The sequence below is a fragment of the Bradyrhizobium sp. 197 genome, assembly GCF_023073375.1.
In the GTDB taxonomy this organism is placed as follows: domain Bacteria; phylum Pseudomonadota; class Alphaproteobacteria; order Rhizobiales; family Xanthobacteraceae; genus Bradyrhizobium.
Map to the genome: position 1 here is coordinate 238,129 of NZ_JADPJJ010000030.1, position 17,198 is coordinate 255,326.

The 17,198-nt window shown below is 65.4% G+C and carries 16 protein-coding genes and 1 pseudogene; 10 read left to right on the plus strand and 7 right to left on the minus strand.

The window, feature by feature from the left end; genetic code table 11:
• Positions 1 to 197 precede the first annotated feature (197 nt).
• Both IVB27_RS07630 and IVB27_RS07635 read left to right on the plus strand, forming a co-directional pair.
• Entirely contained in the window at positions 198 to 977 is a 780-nt protein-coding gene (locus tag IVB27_RS07630; protein ID WP_247442618.1) for a DUF2147 domain-containing protein, read from the plus strand.
• Positions 978 to 1,291: 314 nt separating this feature from the next.
• Complete coding sequence (locus IVB27_RS07635) at positions 1,292 to 2,743, plus strand: FecR domain-containing protein (protein WP_247442917.1); 1,452 nt, start codon at positions 1,292 to 1,294, stop codon at positions 2,741 to 2,743.
• A gap of 307 nt (positions 2,744 to 3,050) precedes the next feature.
• On the opposite strand, the gene IVB27_RS07640 is transcribed toward IVB27_RS07635, so the two are convergent.
• Both IVB27_RS07640 and asd read right to left on the minus strand, forming a co-directional pair.
• Entirely contained in the window at positions 3,051 to 3,617 is a 567-nt protein-coding gene (locus tag IVB27_RS07640) for an NUDIX hydrolase (RefSeq protein WP_247442620.1), read from the minus strand.
• Between the two features lie 67 nt (positions 3,618 to 3,684).
• Positions 3,685 to 4,548, minus strand: a complete 864-nt coding sequence (asd, locus tag IVB27_RS07645; protein WP_247442621.1) for an archaetidylserine decarboxylase — start codon at positions 4,546 to 4,548, stop codon at positions 3,685 to 3,687.
• A gap of 35 nt (positions 4,549 to 4,583) precedes the next feature.
• Between asd and IVB27_RS07650 the strand changes: the two genes are divergently transcribed.
• Positions 4,584 to 6,248: an aminotransferase class III-fold pyridoxal phosphate-dependent enzyme gene (locus tag IVB27_RS07650; protein ID WP_247442629.1), complete on the plus strand. Its 1,665-nt coding sequence runs from the start codon at positions 4,584 to 4,586 to the stop codon at positions 6,246 to 6,248.
• Between the two features lie 107 nt (positions 6,249 to 6,355).
• Here IVB27_RS07650 and IVB27_RS07655 read toward each other — a convergent pair whose 3' ends face one another.
• The 3 genes from IVB27_RS07655 to IVB27_RS07665 all read right to left on the minus strand — a co-directional run bounded on the left by IVB27_RS07655 (position 6,356) and on the right by IVB27_RS07665 (position 9,028).
• Positions 6,356 to 7,015, minus strand: coding sequence for a hypothetical protein (locus IVB27_RS07655; protein WP_247442630.1), 660 nt, complete (start codon positions 7,013 to 7,015; stop codon positions 6,356 to 6,358).
• 237 nt (positions 7,016 to 7,252) lie between these two features.
• Positions 7,253 to 7,942, minus strand: a complete 690-nt coding sequence (locus tag IVB27_RS07660; RefSeq protein WP_247442631.1) for a class I SAM-dependent methyltransferase — start codon at positions 7,940 to 7,942, stop codon at positions 7,253 to 7,255.
• A gap of 33 nt (positions 7,943 to 7,975) precedes the next feature.
• Entirely contained in the window at positions 7,976 to 9,028 is a 1,053-nt protein-coding gene (locus tag IVB27_RS07665; RefSeq protein WP_247442633.1) for a glycosyltransferase family 4 protein, read from the minus strand.
• 273 nt (positions 9,029 to 9,301) lie between these two features.
• Between IVB27_RS07665 and IVB27_RS07670 the strand changes: the two genes are divergently transcribed.
• The 3 genes from IVB27_RS07670 to IVB27_RS07680 all read left to right on the plus strand — a co-directional run bounded on the left by IVB27_RS07670 (position 9,302) and on the right by IVB27_RS07680 (position 11,090).
• Positions 9,302 to 10,009 (plus strand): L,D-transpeptidase, encoded by a 708-nt coding sequence (locus tag IVB27_RS07670; protein ID WP_247442635.1) that lies wholly within the window; start codon positions 9,302 to 9,304, stop codon positions 10,007 to 10,009.
• 102 nt (positions 10,010 to 10,111) lie between these two features.
• Entirely contained in the window at positions 10,112 to 10,543 is a 432-nt protein-coding gene (locus tag IVB27_RS07675; RefSeq protein ID WP_247442636.1) for a c-type cytochrome, read from the plus strand.
• 214 nt (positions 10,544 to 10,757) lie between these two features.
• A complete protein-coding gene (locus IVB27_RS07680) occupies positions 10,758 to 11,090 on the plus strand; it encodes a GIY-YIG nuclease family protein (RefSeq protein ID WP_247442637.1) in 333 nt (110 codons plus the stop codon).
• A gap of 115 nt (positions 11,091 to 11,205) precedes the next feature.
• On the opposite strand, the pseudogene IVB27_RS07685 reads toward IVB27_RS07680, so the two are convergent.
• Positions 11,206 to 11,457, minus strand: a pseudogene (locus tag IVB27_RS07685) (hypothetical protein); the annotation flags it as partial.
• Complete coding sequence (locus tag IVB27_RS07690) at positions 11,454 to 12,248, minus strand: DUF899 domain-containing protein (RefSeq protein WP_247442638.1); 795 nt, start codon at positions 12,246 to 12,248, stop codon at positions 11,454 to 11,456. The pseudogene IVB27_RS07685 and the gene IVB27_RS07690, both read right to left, overlap by 4 nt.
• Positions 12,249 to 12,338: 90 nt before the next feature.
• On the opposite strand from IVB27_RS07690, the gene IVB27_RS07695 reads away from it, so the two are divergent.
• The 4 genes from IVB27_RS07695 (at position 12,339) to IVB27_RS07710 (ending at position 17,176) form a co-directional block, all read left to right on the plus strand.
• Positions 12,339 to 13,559: a winged helix-turn-helix domain-containing protein gene (locus tag IVB27_RS07695; protein ID WP_247442640.1), complete on the plus strand. Its 1,221-nt coding sequence runs from the start codon at positions 12,339 to 12,341 to the stop codon at positions 13,557 to 13,559.
• A 30-nt stretch (positions 13,560 to 13,589) separates the two neighbouring features.
• Positions 13,590 to 14,228 (plus strand): Vgb family protein, encoded by a 639-nt coding sequence (locus tag IVB27_RS07700; RefSeq protein ID WP_247442642.1) that lies wholly within the window; start codon positions 13,590 to 13,592, stop codon positions 14,226 to 14,228.
• A 135-nt stretch (positions 14,229 to 14,363) separates the two neighbouring features.
• Entirely contained in the window at positions 14,364 to 15,932 is a 1,569-nt protein-coding gene (locus tag IVB27_RS07705; RefSeq protein WP_247442644.1) for a DUF4403 family protein, read from the plus strand.
• Positions 15,933 to 16,066: 134 nt separating this feature from the next.
• A complete protein-coding gene (locus IVB27_RS07710) occupies positions 16,067 to 17,176 on the plus strand; it encodes an ABC transporter ATP-binding protein (protein ID WP_247442645.1) in 1,110 nt (369 codons plus the stop codon).
• The last annotated feature ends 22 nt before the right edge of the window (positions 17,177 to 17,198 follow it).

The window sequence follows — 17,198 nt, forward strand, 5'->3', positions numbered from 1 at the left end:
TCATCGGCGCCTGCCTCTGTGTCTCGAGACGTTACGCAGATGGAATCGCGGCTGAATGTGCGCTGCCTCACCCAGCGGCGGCGAGCCGTTGTGACGTCTATCACAGAACGCTCGATCGGCCCGGCGTAGGGTCGAACCACGCTTCATCCACGGGTGACTTCAGTCCTATCGGGACCACACATTTTTCGGAGGTTGTCATGAACAAGCTCACCATCGCCGCCACTGCCCTCTTCCTCGCTTCGACCGCCGCCGCGCATGCCGGCAATTCGCTCTCGTTCCAGATCGAAGGCCAGCACATCCGCATCGAGACGCCGCGCAACTGCGCCTCGCTCAACTGCGTGACCATCGTCGCACCGGGCCTGTCGGAGAAGCCGATCAAGCTGAGCAACATCAATCTCAAGGGCCTTGGCTCCAAAGACTTTGGCTCCAAGGACGATGACATCGACACCACGCCGGCTCCGGCCACGACCGCGCAGCCCGCGCCGGCTCCAGTGCAGCAACAGGCCCCGGTGCAGTCGACCGCGCCGGCAGCGCCCGCTATCGCGGCTCCGGCCACGACGGTTGCCGCTGGCCCGGCCGCGGGCTACGACACCACGACGCAGACTGCGCCCGTTGCGACTCCTGCTCCCGCTGCCGCCCCCGCGCCGGTCGCGGTTGCGCCGGCTCCGGTTGCCGGCGCGCCTGCGCTGGCCGCCAACACGCCGATCGGCGTCTGGGCCACCGAAGAGAACAAGGGCAATGTCCGCGTCGAACAGTGCGGCGCCAATCTCTGCGGCTACGCCGCGAAGACCAACGAGCGCATCCTGATCAACATGAAGCCCGAGGGCGCGAAGTGGAGCGGCCGCATCCACGACCCCGACTCCGGCAAGAACTACGATTCGACCATCGCGATGAAGGGCCCGAATGCAATGCGCGTGCAGGGTTGCGCCTTCGGCGGCATGTTCTGCGGCGGCCAGACCTGGAAGCGCGTGAGCTGACGCACCACCGTCGTCCCATACTATCGTCGTCCCGGGCGATGCAAAGCATCGACCCGGGATCTCGCGCGACAGCTTCACTTTATCCCCTCACCCTGAGGAGCCTGCGAAGCAGGCGTCTCGAAGGGCGAGGCCCGGGATCGAGAGCCGGGCCGGCATGGTTCGAGACGAGCGCGCTCCTCACCATGAGGGGAAAGAGTTGCATTTGAACGTTCACCGCTCCCGTGCGATAGACATTCATCCGCCGTTCAGCTGTATCTGGCTGATATCGGTCGATCTCGCCTCGCGTTTCTCACCGGGACCTCTTCGTGACTTTTATCGTGGCTTGGCGCCGCCTCGTGTTCGCGCTCGTGCTGCTGGCGTCGCCACCGGCCGGTGCGAGTGTTGCGTTCGCATCCGATGCGATCGAGCTTGCGCAGGCGCAGCCGCAAGCACAACCGACGCCCGCCCCCTCTCCGACGCCCTCAGCTTCACCCGCTCCCGCGACGGATGCGCAGTCCGCCGCCGTCGAGCCGATCGGCAACGTCGCGACGGTGACAGGCATCGCGACCGTGATCCGCGACAGGAATTCCTACCCGCTGCGGGTGCGAGACGACATCTATCTCAACGACGTCGTGCAGACTTCGTCCAGCTCCTCGCTCGGCATCACCTTCAACGACGCGACCACATTCAATCTGTCGGCCAGCGCCAAGATCACCATCGACACTTACGTCTATGAGGACGGCGGCAAGCAGAACGCAGGCCTCTTCGACATCGCCAAGGGCACGGTGGCGTTCGTCGCTGCGGCGGTGGCAAAGACCGGCGACATGAAGATCACGACGCCGACGGCGACGCTCGGCATCCGCGGCACCACCGGCGTCATCGACGTGCCGGAAGGCGCGGCCGCGAACAACGCCAACAATGTCAACATCAAGCTCTATCCCGACGCCGACGGCCGGGTCGGACACATCGATGTCGACGACCGCACGAGCGGGACGCGGCTCGGCGCACTGACGCAAGGATCGAGCGGTTTTGCGATCCGGCCGGGTGCCGCCGCTGCTGGCGTCATGCGCTTTGCCGCGGTGCCGATCACGATCGCGCCACAGCAGATCGCGCGCGACCGCGGCTTCGTCAGCCAGGTGCATCTGGCGCAGACCACGGGCCGGCAGATCGTCATCGAGCAGCGCGACTTCCGCCGCGCCAATCCGACCGCGAGCCCGCGCATCCCGCGTCCGTTCCAGCCGCCGCAACAGCAGCAATTGCGACCGAACACAGCGCCCGGACAACAGCCGCAGCGGCCGAACGGCCAGCCCGGTCAGAACAACCGTCCAGGCCAGCAGCAGCCGGGCGCACCGAACCGTCAAGGCGCCCAGCCGCCGCAGCGGCAGGGCCAAGGGCAAGGCCAAGGCGGCGCCGTGCAGCCGGGCACGCCGCGCGCGGGTCAGGGTCAGCAACAGCAAGGCCAGAAGCAAGGCGCGGGACGTCCGGTAGGTGCGCCACGCAGCGGGCAAGGCACGCAGCCTAACGGCGCGCCGCAAACCCAGCCGCAGCGCGGTGGACAAATTCAAGCTCAGCCCGGAGGAGTCGCGCCGCCGCCGGGCGGGACACAGCAGCAGCCCGGCCAGCAGCTGCAACTGCCACGCACCGGCATGCAGCCGGGGCAGCCGCCCGGCGGTCAACAGCCAGGCCTGCAGCGCCCGGGCGGATTCCAGCAACGCCTGCCGGGCGCACAACGACCCGGAGCGCCACGCAAACCGGCGCCCGCTCCGAAGGAGAAGGAGCGGCGGTGATTGTGCCGCCCCTCACCCTGAGGTGCTTGCGAAGCAAGCGTCTCGAAGGGCGAGGCCACAGTTGGGCCTCGTGGTTCGAGACGCGCGCGATGCGCGCTCCTCACCATGAGGATTGACGTCGAGCGCAATCAGCCTCCCTCCTCTCCGTCATTGCGAGCGCAGCGAAGCAATCCAGAGTGCCTCCGCGGAAAGATTCTGGATTGCTTCGCTGCGCTCGCAATGACGATTTGGAGAGAGCTGGTGCGCTCTCCCCAACCGTATCAGCCCGCGGATGCTTACGCGCCCGCAAGCGCGGCACGAAGATAACTCACGCCTCACCGCGCAACCACGCTCGTATCTTCTGCAACAGGCCATGGCGCAGTTCGTCGCTGGAGGCGGCTTCTACCGGTGTCCGGGTCTGCATCGCGGCGTCGACATCGCCGTTTGCAAGCGGCGGCGTCGGCTCCGCATCGGCCGGCGCAAGCCCGGCCGATGCAAGTGCGATCGGGCCGACTTGTACCAGGAACGCGCGCTCATATTCGCGCGACAGGCGCGCAAGCGCGTCTTCCAGCGTCAGCCAGTCGACCGCCTTGATGTCGCTCATCAGCTTGCGGACGGGACCGCCCTCGACCTCCATGCGCCAGAAATGCACGACCTTGGAGCGACCACCGGACTGGTAGACGAGCGTGCCCAAAAACTCGCGGATAGCGACGTCGTGGCCGGTCTCTTCCAGCACTTCGCGGTGCGCGGCTTGCTTCGGCGTCTCGCCGTCGTCGAGCTTGCCCTTGGGCAGAACCCATTCGTTGCGCTTGCGCTGGCGCACGACGGCAATCAGCGGCGTCGCACCACGCCGCAGCACAATACCCCCCGCCGCCATGACCGGCGCCCGTGCCATCACCAAATCCGTAGTCGTAGAAACGTCCCCACGAGCGATATAGGCGGCCGACGCGGCGGATTGAAGGCTAGTTTTTTCTCAGCAGCGCTTGACCCGCCCGGATGCGCGTGCCTTCGGCGATGCCGTCGCAGAACGTGAAATCGCCGGGCGCGAGCATGATGATGGTCGAACCGTGTTCGAACCAGCCGAGCTCCTCGCCCTTGCTCACATTGACGTCGCAGGGAAAATTGACCAGCCCCCTGGTCTGCGCATTCAGCACCATGTCGAGGAAGTGCAAACGGATGCTTGCGACCAGGATCGCGGCGACCGGCACCAGCGTCACGGCTTCGCCGGTTGGCAAATGCGTGCGGATCACCGCGCGCTCGTTCTTGCAGAACAGGCGCTCGACGCGCTTGAGCGCGATCGGGTTGACGTTCCAGACGTCGCCATGGATCAGCGTGACGCGCTCGATATATGCGTCACAAGGCGCGTGGAAGCGGTGATACATGCTCGAGGTCAGCCGCAGCGTGACGAAGGAGCCGTTGCGGTGCTGGTCGACCAGCGCGGAATCGCCGAGCAAATCGAGCAGCGAGTAAGGCGCGCCCTTGACCTGAAACAGCTCGGTGTCGGCGATCCGGCCATGAGCACCGACGATGCCGTCCGACGGGCTGGCGACCACCGCCGGGTCCGGATCGAACGGCCGCAGACCTGGCTTCAGCTCCCGGGTGAAGCAATCGTGCAGACTCCTGAAATGGGTTTTTCGCGCCTCCGACAGATCGAGGTCTGAAAACAGCTTCCACAGCGCGATCGAGCCGTCCCGAATGAGCGGATTCTCGATCTTGGAGAACCAGCCCATGAAGCGGGTCAGGGCCGCGCGGGGGATGCGGTTGGTCAACAGGAAGTTGAGGTCTTCCTGCTGGGTGAATGAAGCGATGAGGGCTTTGACTGTCATGAATCTGTCAGCTCGCAGTATTAGCGCTTGTTGTCATGGAAACGACACTCCCGATTCTCTCTTTGTCCGTGGCCGCCGCAGCGTCCGCTGCCGCCGCCTTCCCGAAGCTTAAAGCGCGCCTGGAGCTGTCCCGCGCCAAGCATCGCTCGCTCTCCGGGCATTCCAAGATGTCGCGCCGGGTGGCGAAGCTGGTCCCGTTCTACGAGTTCGAAGGCGATGCGTACTTCGCCTGCGATGGCGCGCCGGCGAACGTCGCAACGCAGCGCAAGGACGCCTTCTTCCGTCTCGCCGCCCTCTACGCGGAGCGCTACCCCAAGGGCCGCGCGATGACGAAGGAAGCGGCAGGGAAAATCTCCGACCTGCACTTCACCGAGACCTACCGCGTGCCGTTCCAGTTCTCGCGCCTCGTCCGCGAGCATTTGGGCACCTCGACCTTCGCCGAGTCCTCGCGCGGCGTCACCGTCACGGATGTCGACGGCAACACCTCCTACGACCTCACCGGGTCCTACGGCGTCAACATCTTCGGCAACGACTTCTACAAGGAGTGCATCGAGGGCTCCGAGAAGCGCGCGCAGGCGCTCGGACCGGTGCTCGGCCCCTACCATCCCGTCATCCTCGAGAACGTGGCGCGGCTGTGCCGGATCTCGGGCCTCGACGAAGTCTCCTTCCACATGTCCGGCACCGAAGCCGTGATGCAGGCGGTGCGGCTTGCGCGCTACCACACCAGGCGCACGCATCTGGTCCGTTTCGCCGGCGCCTATCACGGCTGGTGGGGCGATGTGCAGCCCGGCGTCGGCAATCCGATCACCGCGCAAGAGACCTACACTCTCGCCGAGATGTCGGAGAAGACGCTGCACGTGCTGCGTACGCGAAAAGATATCGCTTGCGTGCTGGTCAACCCGCTGCAGGGGCTGCATCCGAATGCCAGCGCGCCCGGCGATTCCGCGCTGGTGGACTCGTCCCGCGGCGGCAGTTTCGATCGCGCCGCCTACACCGAATGGCTGAAGAAGCTGCGCGAGGTCTGCACCGAACGCGGCATCGTTCTGATCCTCGACGAGGTCTTCGTCGGTTTCCGTCTCGCCGCAGGCGGCGCCCAGGAGTATTTCGGCGTGCGTGCCGACATGGTGACCTACGGCAAGAGCCTTGCCGGCGGCCTGCCGATCGGCGTGGTCTGCGGCAGGAAGGAATTGATGCGCCGCTTCCGTGACGATCGTCCCGCCGACGTCTGCTTCGCCCGCGGCACCTTCAACTCGCACCCCTACGTCATGACGGCGATGGACGAGTTTCTGAGCCGGCTCGCCAGCCCGAACTTCCGCGCCGTCTATGACGGATTGGAAGAGACCTGGAACGGCCGCGCGCAAAAGCTCAACCGGACGATGACCGATGCTGACCTTCCGGTGCGGTTCGCAAACTTCTCGTCGATCTGGACGGTGAAGTACACCACGCCGTCCCGCTACAATTGGATGCTGCAATACTACCTGCGCGCGGAAGGCCTGTCCTTGAGCTGGGTCGGCACCGGACGGCTGATCTTCAGCCTGAACTACACCGACGCCGACTTCACCGAAGTCGCCGAGCGCTTCGTCCGCGCCGCCGAAAAGATGAAAGCCGATGGCTTCTGGTGGCACGATGGTGTGCTCACCAACAAAAGCATCAAGCGACAGATCCTGAAAGAGATGCTGGCCAAGCGCCTCGGGCGCTGAGGCCGACGCAAACACCGCTGTCGCCTCCCCCCAGACGTGGATGCCCGGGACAAGCCCGGGCATGACGCAACCATCAGACATCGGAATGCTGGATCTGCGCGGCGTGCTCAGGCGTGGTGCTCTTCGAGCGTGGACTCGCCGATCAGGCCCAGCGTGTGCTCGGGGTTGAGATGCAGGCCGGGGTCCATCAACTCGCCGCGCAGCAGCGCCAGTGGCGCGTTGCGGTAGAGCATCAAATCGTGGAAGGGGTCGGTCAGGATCTTGGTCATCCAGACGAGGCCGGTCTCGACGTCGCGGATGAAGAACAGGTGCACCGTGCGGAACATGAGACCGCCGCCGCCGACCACGAGCCAGATCTTGGCCACCTGCCGCATGAAGTCGGTCGCGCCCGCCCAGGGCGTGAACAGGCCGAACAGCGTGGGATCGACCAACAACACCGCCGGCGACAGCGCCCAGATCGACATCAGCACCACCTTGCGCCGAAGGTTGTAGCCGACCTTGATCTCTTCCTTGTGCTCGTGCGTCGCCTGGTTGAGCTGGTCGTAGCCATGCGGCTCGAAGAAGAAGTGACCGGCCTGGCGCGAGGTCATCGACACCAGCCAGCCGACCAGCGCGGAGATCATGGGGTCGACGAACAGCCAGACATAGGCGAACAGAAAGCTCAGCGCGCTGACGAAGTGCAGGCTCTGATTGATGCGGCTGTGGTGATAGTAGCGATGGTCGTCCCAGCGCTGGATCCGCAGCTGCTCGAGATAATTCTTGATCATGCTCTCCCCCAAAATGCTTTCGGGTTCAGGATTTACAGGGATTCGGTGTAGGCCGTGTGACATCATCATTTTGTCATGTGACGATGTGCAGCGGCGCGATGACGCACGGTTACTTTCTCCCCTCATCCTGAGGAGCGCGGAACGCGCGTCTCGAAGGATGAAGGCCCGAGTGCAGCAGCGTGGGCCTTCATGGTTCGAGACGGCGCTTGCGCGCCTCCTCACCATAAGGAGCGGCAGTCAAGCCGCCTTGGCGACGTCGCTCTTGCGGAAGCGCACCAGCGAGAAATGACCGAGCGGCGGAATCAGGCGGCGCTCGGCAAGCTCGATGCCGTCGGCACCGGCCAGCCACTTGGCGTAGCGCGACCAGGCGAATTCGGCGGTGCGGAAGCCGAGCGGACGCACCACCGGCTGGAGCTTCTGCTCGATGAAGCGGCGCATGCCGGTATCGGCGCTGACGCGGGTGAGGATGATCAGCTCGCCGCCCGGACGCAGCACGCGCGCGAATTCGTCCAGCGCGACTTCCGGATTCGGCACGGCCGTGACGACATACTGGGCCATCACGACGTCGAAGGAATTGTCGGGGAATTCGAGCTTCTCGGCATCCATCACCGCGAGGCCCTCGACGTTCCCCAGCTTGCCCTCGGTGACGCGCTGGCGCGCCTTGTCGAGCATCGCTTCCGAAATGTCGGTGCCGAAGATGCGCAGATGCGGCGCGTAGAGCGGCAGCGAGATTCCGGTGCCGACGCCGACCTCGAGCACGCGGCCGCCGATCTTGTTGGTGGCCGCGATCGCGGCCTGCCGACCCTTGGCGAACACGCCTCCGAACACGAGGTCGTAGACCGGCGCCCAGCGGTCATACGCCTGCTCGACCGTGCCACGGGTGAGGTCGAGCTGCTGGGTGCCGTCAAGGTTCATGATCTTAGCCATCGATGGGTTCTCGCTGTGGTCGAACGGTTGAGATCAGCCGCGCACCGGCCGCCGCGCCATGACCGGCGAGGCCCGCAAGGCACGGCTGGGCCGAAGTGAAGTGAGGTTGCCGACGAACTGGCGCGCGCTGTTTTCCCAGGAACGCTCCAGCGCGAAATGACGACAGGTCTCGCGCGACATGGTGAGCGCGCGCAGGCACGCGGTACGCAGATCGTGATCGATCGCGCCGATCGGATGATCGGCGATGACATCCTTCGGACCCGTCACCGGAAACGCCGCAACCGGCGTGCCGCAGGCGAGCGCTTCGAGCTGCACCACGCCGAACGTATCGGTCAGGCTCGGAAACACGAACACGTCGGCGGCGGCAAGATGCGCGCTGAGATCGGCGCCCTTCTTCTCGCCGAGGAAGACGACATCGGGGTACTTCTTTTCAAGTGCGGCCTTCTGCGGGCCGTCGCCGACGACGACCTTGGTGCCGGGCAGGTCGAGCGAGAGGAAAACCTCGAGATTCTTCTCCACCGCCACGCGGCCCATCGTCATGAAGATCGGTCCGGGCAAATCGAGCTTTGCCGGCGAGTCAGGATGAAACAGCTCGGTGTTGACGCCGCGTGTCCAGAAGCCGAGCCGCTTGAAGCCGCGCTCGGAGAGCTCCTGCCGCAGCGAGGGCGTCGCCACCATGGTCATGGCGGCGGCATCGTGGAAGTGGCGCAGCACGGCATAGCCGACGGCGGCGGGGATGCCGGTCCGCACCGAGACATATTCCGGAAAACGCGTGGTGTAGGAGGTGGTGAAGGCGAGCCGGTTGCGGCGGCAATAGGCTCGCGCCGCCCAGCCGATCGGCCCTTCGGTCGCGATGTGCAGGGCTTCCGGCGCCGCCTGCTCGATCCGCCGCGCGATCTCCTTGCCGCTCGGCAGGGCAATGCGCAGCCCCGGATAGGTCGGCAACGGCCACGATCGAAAGCCGTCCGGCGTGAGGAAGTCGATCTCGACACCCAGCGCCTTGGCGGCACCAGCCAGCGAGGTCAGCGTCCGGACCACACCGTTAACCTGCGGATGCCAGGCGTCAGTCGCGATTAATACCCGCATGGGGAAATCCCGAGAGTTTGATGATTCTCGGCTTAGGACCATCAACCACGGATATTTCAGGCGTGTGACGTCATAGAAATGTCGGCCCGTTGTTTTGTTCGTTAACGGGTCCGCGCAGCCACGAAACCGTCATGAAACAATCCTTTCCACCATGAAACCGTTTTCGGTTTTCCGCGCAAACGTCCCGAAACTTCTTGCCGTTAGTGATCTAGGCAACAGAGCACCGAAACGGTGCCGGGGTGACCAAGAACACCGCGCAAACAGGGGCGACCAATGATCAATCTGGACATGTTGAAGACTTATTCGCGCGCCGCTGCTTTTGGCGCGGTGGCTGTGACCGCGATCGCGTTCGCCGGCCCGGCCAAGGCCGCGCCCGTGCAGCTCTTCCCCTTCTTCCAGCCGCTGCCGACGATCGTAGCGCCGCAGCCATACCAGCCTTATCAAGCCACGCCCTATCGGGCCGCGCCGTCCGAAGATCAGGACGCTGTCGAAACGCCGGCGCGGTTCCGTCGCCAGACGGTCTCCTATGCGACGCGTGAGGCGCCGGGCACCATCATCATCGATACGCCCAACACCTATCTCTATCTCGTGCTCGGCAACGGGCAGGCGATGCGCTACGGCATCGGCGTCGGCCGTGACGGCTTCACCTGGTCCGGCACCCAGTCGGTGACCAAGAAGGCCGAGTGGCCGGATTGGACCCCGCCGCCGGAGATGATCGCCCGCCAGCCCTATCTACCGCGCCACATGGCCGGCGGCCCCGGCAATCCGCTCGGCGCCCGCGCCATGTATCTCGGCGGCACCATCTACCGCATCCACGGCACCAACGCGCCCGAGACCATCGGCAAGCACGTCTCCTCCGGCTGCATCCGCCTGACCAATGACGACGTCGCGGATCTTTACTCCCGCGTCAATGTCGGCACCAAGGTGATCGTGCTGCCGATGACGGAACGCCGCGCGGACCTCGGAGCCGCGACACGGTAAGCGGCAGGACATTGTGACGCAAACGGCCCCGGAACCCACCGGGGCCGCTTTCGTTTGCCCTCGGCATCCCGATGCGCGCGCGTGCTGCGGCGCGATTCCCCGATGGAGGCGCAAATGCAATCACGCCCGCAAACGACGCCGGGCACATGGCTGCGCACGATGAGCGGCGCCGGCGCATTGACGCTGCTGCTGACCGCGCCCGCCTCGCTGGCACAGCAGCCGGCCAGCGACGACGTAGCCCGGCAGGCCTTCAACAATTCCTGCCGCACCTGCCACTCGGTGAAAGAGGGCGACAATCGTCTGGGTCCCAACCTCAATAAAATCGTCGGACGCAAGGCCGGCTCGCTGCCGAACTACAACTATTCTCCGTCGATGAAAGAAGCCGGCTTCGTCTGGGACCAGGACAAACTCACCCGCTTCATGGTCAAGCCGGACGAGGTCGTGTCCGGCAACAAGATGCAGCCTTATGGCGGCGTCTCGGCGGAGGAAGCGGCGAAGGTGGTTGGTTATTTGCAGGCGGCGGGGTCGCAATAACAACGCCAACAATGCCAGGCCGTTTTCGTTGGGCGTCGGTGATCGCGGCCATCCTTCGAGACGCCCGCCTGCGGCGTGCCCTCAGGATGAGGACTGTACTTGCGGCTCAGCCGGGTCAACCACCACTTGTCCCTTGCACCATGTCACGGATGCCAGTTAGCCTCATCCTGAGGAGCGCGCTCTTGCGCGCGTCTCGAAGGACGAGGCGGGCACGATGACCGATGGCGCGTACCTCTACATTCTCGCATGTGCCGATGGCAGCTACTACATCGGAACGACGCGCACTGAGCTTGAGATCAGAATCGCGCAGCACAACGCCGGCACATTCGGCGGCTATACGAAGTCACGCAGACCGGTGACGCTGGCCTCCTCCCGATGGTTCGACAGGATCACCGACGCGATCGAGTGCGAGCGCAAACTCAAGAAATGGAGCCGCACCAAGAAGGAAGCCTTCATGCGCGGCGATTTTTCCGAGCTGCATGAGCTAGCGAAGCGCGGATCTCATCATCCTTCGAGACGCCCGCCTGCGGCGGGCTCCTCAGGATGAGGATCGGAGCGTGCGGCCCGCAGGATAGTAGTTGAGCCTCATCCTGAGGAGCCGCGCCAGCGGCGTCTCGAAGGACGAGGCGGGCACGATGTGAGACAGCGCCTATCGGCCCACCCGAGATCAGCCTCAGCCATGCCGCCGAATGAAACGCGCTCATCAGCAGATACATCGGCACCATCCCGCCCAGCAAAGATTCGTGTCCGGCGGCGCACAGCATGTCCGCCGGGCCGCCGCCGAGCACGGCCGTCAGCACGGCCATGATCGCGAAGGTGGGCGTGGCCGCCAGCCCCAGCCATCTCGCAAGGTGACGCGCGGCCGCGATGCCGTCGCGGCTTGCACTGGGGACCGCGCTGACGGGATGGGTCATTTCCTTTCGCCTGCGGCCTCCTCGCGAAAAGCCTTCTCGCCGGCGGCCGAGATCTCGACCCATTTCTTGTCGGGCGCCGCACCTTCGGTGTAGCTGTCGTGCCAGTTCCACCATTTGTAGGTCGGCGTCTGGGGATAGCCCTTCGGCGAATCCTCCCAGACCTCCTGCCGTCCCAGCGGCGTGATGTCGAGATAGTTCCAGGTGCCGCCCATCTGCTCGTCGCCACGGCTCTTGACGAAGTAGGTGCGGAAGATGCGGTCGCCGTCGCGGTAGAACACGTTCGTGCCGTGCCATTCGTCCACGCCGAAATCGGCATCGAAACTGTCGGTGATGGTGACCCATGGCATGGTCCAGCCCATCCGCTTCTTCAGCCGTGCGATATCGGCCTGCGGCGCGCGCGAGGCGAACACCAGCGTGGTGTCGCGGGCGTTCAGATGCGCGACATGGGCGACCTGGTCGGCCACCATGGAGCAGCCGCGGCAGGCATGATCGGGCCAGCCGAACACGCCAGGTTCGAAGAAGGCGCGGTAGACGATCAGCTGCCGCCGGCCCTGGAAAAGGTCGGGCAGACTGACCTTGCCGCCGGGCCCCTCGAACGCATAGGTATTGGTGACTTCCATCCACGGCATGCGCCGGCGTTCGGCGGCCAAGGCGTCGCGGGCACGGGTATGCGCCTTTTCCTTCACGAGCAGTTGCTGACGGGCGGCCTCCCAGTCCTGCGGCGACACCACCGGCGGTGTTTGCATGGCAGCCTGTCTGTTAGTTCCTGCGTTTTCTGATGATGTCATCATGGCTCTCCTGTTTCCGCACATTGTCGGCCGTCAACGATTTCTCGCACCGGACAGTTGCGGAGTGGGAGTAACAAGTGTGGCGGGATTCGAATGGAGTCGCTGATCACGGCCGCGGCGCGCGCGCTCGAAGCCGGCGATCCGCTCGGCGCCTTGAACCGCGTTGCGCTGCGCAACGATGCACCTTCGCTGGCGCTGCGCGGCATCGCGATGGCGCAGCTCGGCGATCTCGCGAAGGCGAAGACGCTGCTGCGGAGTGCCGCACGCGCCTTCGGGCCGAAAGAGGCGGTCGCGCGCGCAAGATGCGTGGTCGCGGAAGCCGAGATCGCGCTCGTCTCGCGCGACCTGAACTGGCCGGCGAAGACGCTCGCGGCCGCGCGGGCGACGCTCGCAAGCCACGGTGACCTCGCCAACGCCGCCCATGCGGGCCACATCGAGGCGCGCCGTCTTCTTCTCGTCGGGCGCCTCGAGGAGGCCGAACGCACGCTGGCGGAGATCAAGACCACGCCGCTCCCCCCGGCTTCGCAGGTCGTCCGCGAGCTTGTGATCGCCGGCATCGCCCTCAGGCGGCTCAGAACGAAAGACGCGCGCGTGGCGCTCGGTCGCGCGGTGCGCGCAGCACGGCAGGCCGGCATTCCCGCGCTTGCGGCCGAGGTCGAGATCACGACCTTCGTGCTCGACACGCCCGCAGCGCGCCTGATCACGCGCGGGCACGAACGGCCATTGCTGCCCGAGGAGGTCGAGGACCTCGCGACATCAGAGGCGCTCGTGGTGGATATGTTCCATCACGCGGTTCGCAGGCGCGGCATCGTCGTGCCGCTCGGAAGGCGGCCGGTGCTGTTCGCGCTCGCCCGCGTCCTGGCGCAGGCCTGGCCCGCGGATGTCTCGCGGGAGGCTTTGATCACAGCAGCTTTTCAGGCGAGGCACGTCGACGAATCGCATCGCGCCCGGCTTCGCGTCGAAATCGGGCGGCTCCGCACCAAGCTCAAGCCGCTCGCCGATGTCAGCGCGACCAGGCACGGTTTTGCGCTGACACCGCGCAAGACGCGGCAAGTTCTGGTGTTGGCACGGCCGGTCGAAGAAAAGCACGCCACTGTGCTCGCCTTCCTCTCCGACGGCGAGCCCTGGGCGAGTTCGGCCCTCGCGCTGGCGCTGGGAACGAGCGCGCGCACCGTGCAGCGTGCCCTCGAAGAGCTGGCGCGGTCGAACAAGGTGCAGTCTTTCGGACACGGCCGCGCGCGGCGCTGGATGACGCCGCCCGTCCCGGGTTTCCCGACAGGCTTGTTACTCCCCGGACCGCTCCTGAAGACGTAAGGTGGGGTCACACCACAGGGACCGAGCAACATGAAGCGTTCAGCCGCCGAGATCGTCAGGGAATACGGGCCCTTTGCGGGCGTCGATGCCGTGCACGGCGTCACCTATGACGGCGCCCATGTGTGGTTCGCGTCCGGCGACAGGTTGAACGCGGTCGATCCGGCCAATGGCAAGATCGCCCGCTCCATCGATGTCGCCGCGCATGCGGGAACGGCGTTCGACGGCCGGCACCTGTTCCAGATCGCCGAGGACCGCATCCAGAAGATTGACGCTGCGACCGGCAAGGTGCTCGCCACCATCCCGGCACCTGGCGGCGGTGGCGATTCCGGATTGGCCTGGGCCGAGGGCTCGCTCTGGGTCGGGCAATATCGGGAACGCAAGATCCATCAGGTGGATCCCCAGACTGGAAAGGTTCTCCGCACCATCGAAAGCAAGCGCTTCGTCACCGGGGTGACCTGGGTGGACGGCGAATTCTGGCACGGCACCTGGGAAGGCGAGGACAGCGACATTAGACGGATCGACCTCGAGACCGGCAAGGTGCTGGAGCAGCTCGACCTGCCCGCCGGGACCATGGTGTCAGGACTGGAGTCCGACGGCGGCGACCGCTTCTTCTGCGGCGGCGGCAGTCGCGGCAATGTGAGAGCGGTTCGCCGTCCCAAGCGCAGCTAGGTGCGCACTAACGAATGCTCGGCAACGACGCATCGCGGCCGTTAACCTGTTCGCCCCAATTCCACCCCATCGGTGCGCTCTAGCGCCCTCCTCGCCTGCCCTGTAGACTTCTGCCCCGGGCGGCCTGGGGGATTGATGCGACTAACGCTGAACTTGAAGACTGTCCTGATCGCCGTCGTGGTGCTCGCGGCGTCGTTTTTCGTCAGCCTGAAGGCGATGGACTGGCTGTCGCCGCGGGCGACAAATTCCGCGCCACCGGTCGCGCAATTGCCGCCGCTGCCGCCGGTCGCGAAGAGCTCAATCGTGGTGGCGCCGGTCGCCATCGCGCTGTCGGCGATCCGCGAGCAGGCCGAGAAGGCCGCGCCGCGCAATTTCGCCGGCAAGGCCGAGAACCCGATCTCACAGATCCTGCAGGACGCCGACATCGGCTGGTCCGCCGTGCGCGGACCGATGTCGGCTGCCGGCGACAAGGACGTGCTGACAATCTCGACGCCGCTCAACGGCAAACTGAACGTGACGGGCTCGCTGTCGTCGAAGGCGACCGGCGCGCTCGGCGAAGCACTCGGCAGCGTGCTCGGCGGTGACGCAGCGAAACGGATCGGCGCGGTCAACATCAAGAATCTGAACGCCAGCGCCGAAATCAAGGGCAACGTGGTCGTCACCTCGCGACCGAAGCTCGCGGCCAACTGGCACCTCGAGCCCAATCTCGGTGCCCAGGTCAATCTCGGCGACACCAACCTCAACGTCGCGGGCGCCAAGGTCAACGTACCGGCGCAGGTGAAGCCGCTGATCGACAAGAATGTCGGCGAGCAGATCAACATCGTCTCCGAGCACATCCGCAACGATCCTTCGCTGCGGGAGAACGCGAAAGTGCAATGGGCCAAGGCCTGCCGCTCGATCGCGCTGCAAGGCTCGGGCTCCTCGGCCGCGCTGCCGTCGCTCTGGCTGGAGATGAAGCCGATCCGCGCCATCGCGGCGCAGCCGCGCGTCGACGCGCAGGCCGTGACCCTGCTGATGGGCCTCGAGCTTGAGACGCGCGTCACCGCTACCCCGACCAAGCCCGACTGCCCGTTCCCCGACAAGATCTCGATCGTGCCGCCGACCGGCACCGGCGTGAACATCGGTGTTCCCATCGACGTGCCCTTCACCGAGATCAACAAGCTGGTCGCGGCGCAGATGGTCGGCCACACTTATCCCGAGGACGGCTCCGGCCCGGTGGACGTCACCGTCAAGAGCGTCAACGTGATCCCGTCGGGCGAGCGCCTGCTGATCTCGCTGCTGGTACGCGCCAAGGAGAAGAAGAGCTGGCTCGGTCTCGGCGCCGAAGCGACCGTGCACATTTGGGGCCGGCCGATGCTCGACCAGGCACAGCAGACGCTGCGGCTCGCCGACATCCAGCTCGCGGTGGAGTCCGAGGCGGCCTTCGGTCTGCTGGGGGCCGCGGCGCGCGCGGTGGTGCCGCAGATGCAACAGGCGCTGGTGCAGAAGGCGACGATTGATCTGAAGCCGATCGCCGCCAATGCGCGCGAGAAGGTCGCGGCCGTGATTGCGGACTTCCAGAAGAGCGAGGACGGCGTCAAGGTCGACGCGAAGATCGACAGCCTGACCCTCGCCGACATCGCCTTCGATTCCAAGACGCTGCGCATCATCGCGGAAGCCGGCGGCACGCTGAATGTGTCCGTAACGAAACTGTCGGGGATGTAGTGAACCTTCACTCACGGGTGTCGCCCGCGACTTGGTCGCTTGCGCCGCTGGCATTCTCGTCGGAGAATGCTAAGCTGTTCTTCGCAACCTCGAACGAGGTGCCGACGGCACTGTAGAGGACACCGCGAGGACACATGGAAGCCGGCATGGTCACGCCCGCGCCGGCGCTGGTGCGCTTTTCCGGCATTCAGAAGACCTATGATGGCGAGTTCCTCGTGGTGAAGAACCTCGATCTCGACATCAGAAAGGGCGAGTTCATCACCCTGCTCGGCCCGTCGGGCTCGGGCAAGACGACCACGCTGATGATGCTGGCTGGCTTCGAGGTTCCGACCCATGGCGAGATCTACCTCGCGGACCGGCCGATCAAGAACGTGCCGCCACATAAGCGCGACATCGGCATGGTGTTCCAGAACTATGCCTTGTTTCCGCACCTGACGATCGCGGAGAATATCGCCTTTCCGCTATCTGTCCGCAACACGAACAAGGCGGAAGCGCAGGAGCGCGTAAAGGCGGCGTTGCGCATGATCAAGATGGAAACCCTGGCGCAGCGCCGGCCCGGGCAGCTGTCCGGCGGTCAGCAGCAGCGTGTGGCGCTCGCCCGGGCGCTGGTTTTCAATCCGCAACTCGTGCTGATGGACGAGCCGCTGGGCGCCCTGGACAAGCGCCTGCGGGAGCAGATGCAACTGGAGATCAAGCAACTGCACGAGACCATGGGCATCACCGTCGTCTACGTCACCCACGATCAGAGCGAAGCGCTCACAATGTCGGACCGCATCGCCGTGTTCAACGACGGCATTGTGCAGCAGATCGACAGGCCCGACGCGCTGTATGAGCATCCGGTGAACAGCTTCGTCGCCCATTTCATCGGCGAGAACAATGTGCTGGCCGGCACTGTCGAGACAATCGAAAAGGAATATTGCCGCGTCGCGCTTGCTGGTGGCGGCGTCGTGACCGCACGGGCGATCAATGTATCAGGCGCTGGCGCATCGACCTCCCTGTCGGTGCGGCCGGAGCGAATCGCCATTGTCTCGGATGGCACCTCCAGCGAGGGGCCGAACCGGCTGCCCGCCAAGGTGCAGAACACGATATATCTCGGCGACCACGCGCTGGCCGTGCTCGATGTCGCCGGCAACCGCGAGTTCATGGTCAAGCTTCAACCGGGGGCGCGTGACAACTTAAGACCTGGCGAAAGCGTGTTCGTCACCTTCCGCCCCGAGGACTGCCTGGCCCTCGATCCCGTCTGACAACCCTGCAGCTCCAAGTGGA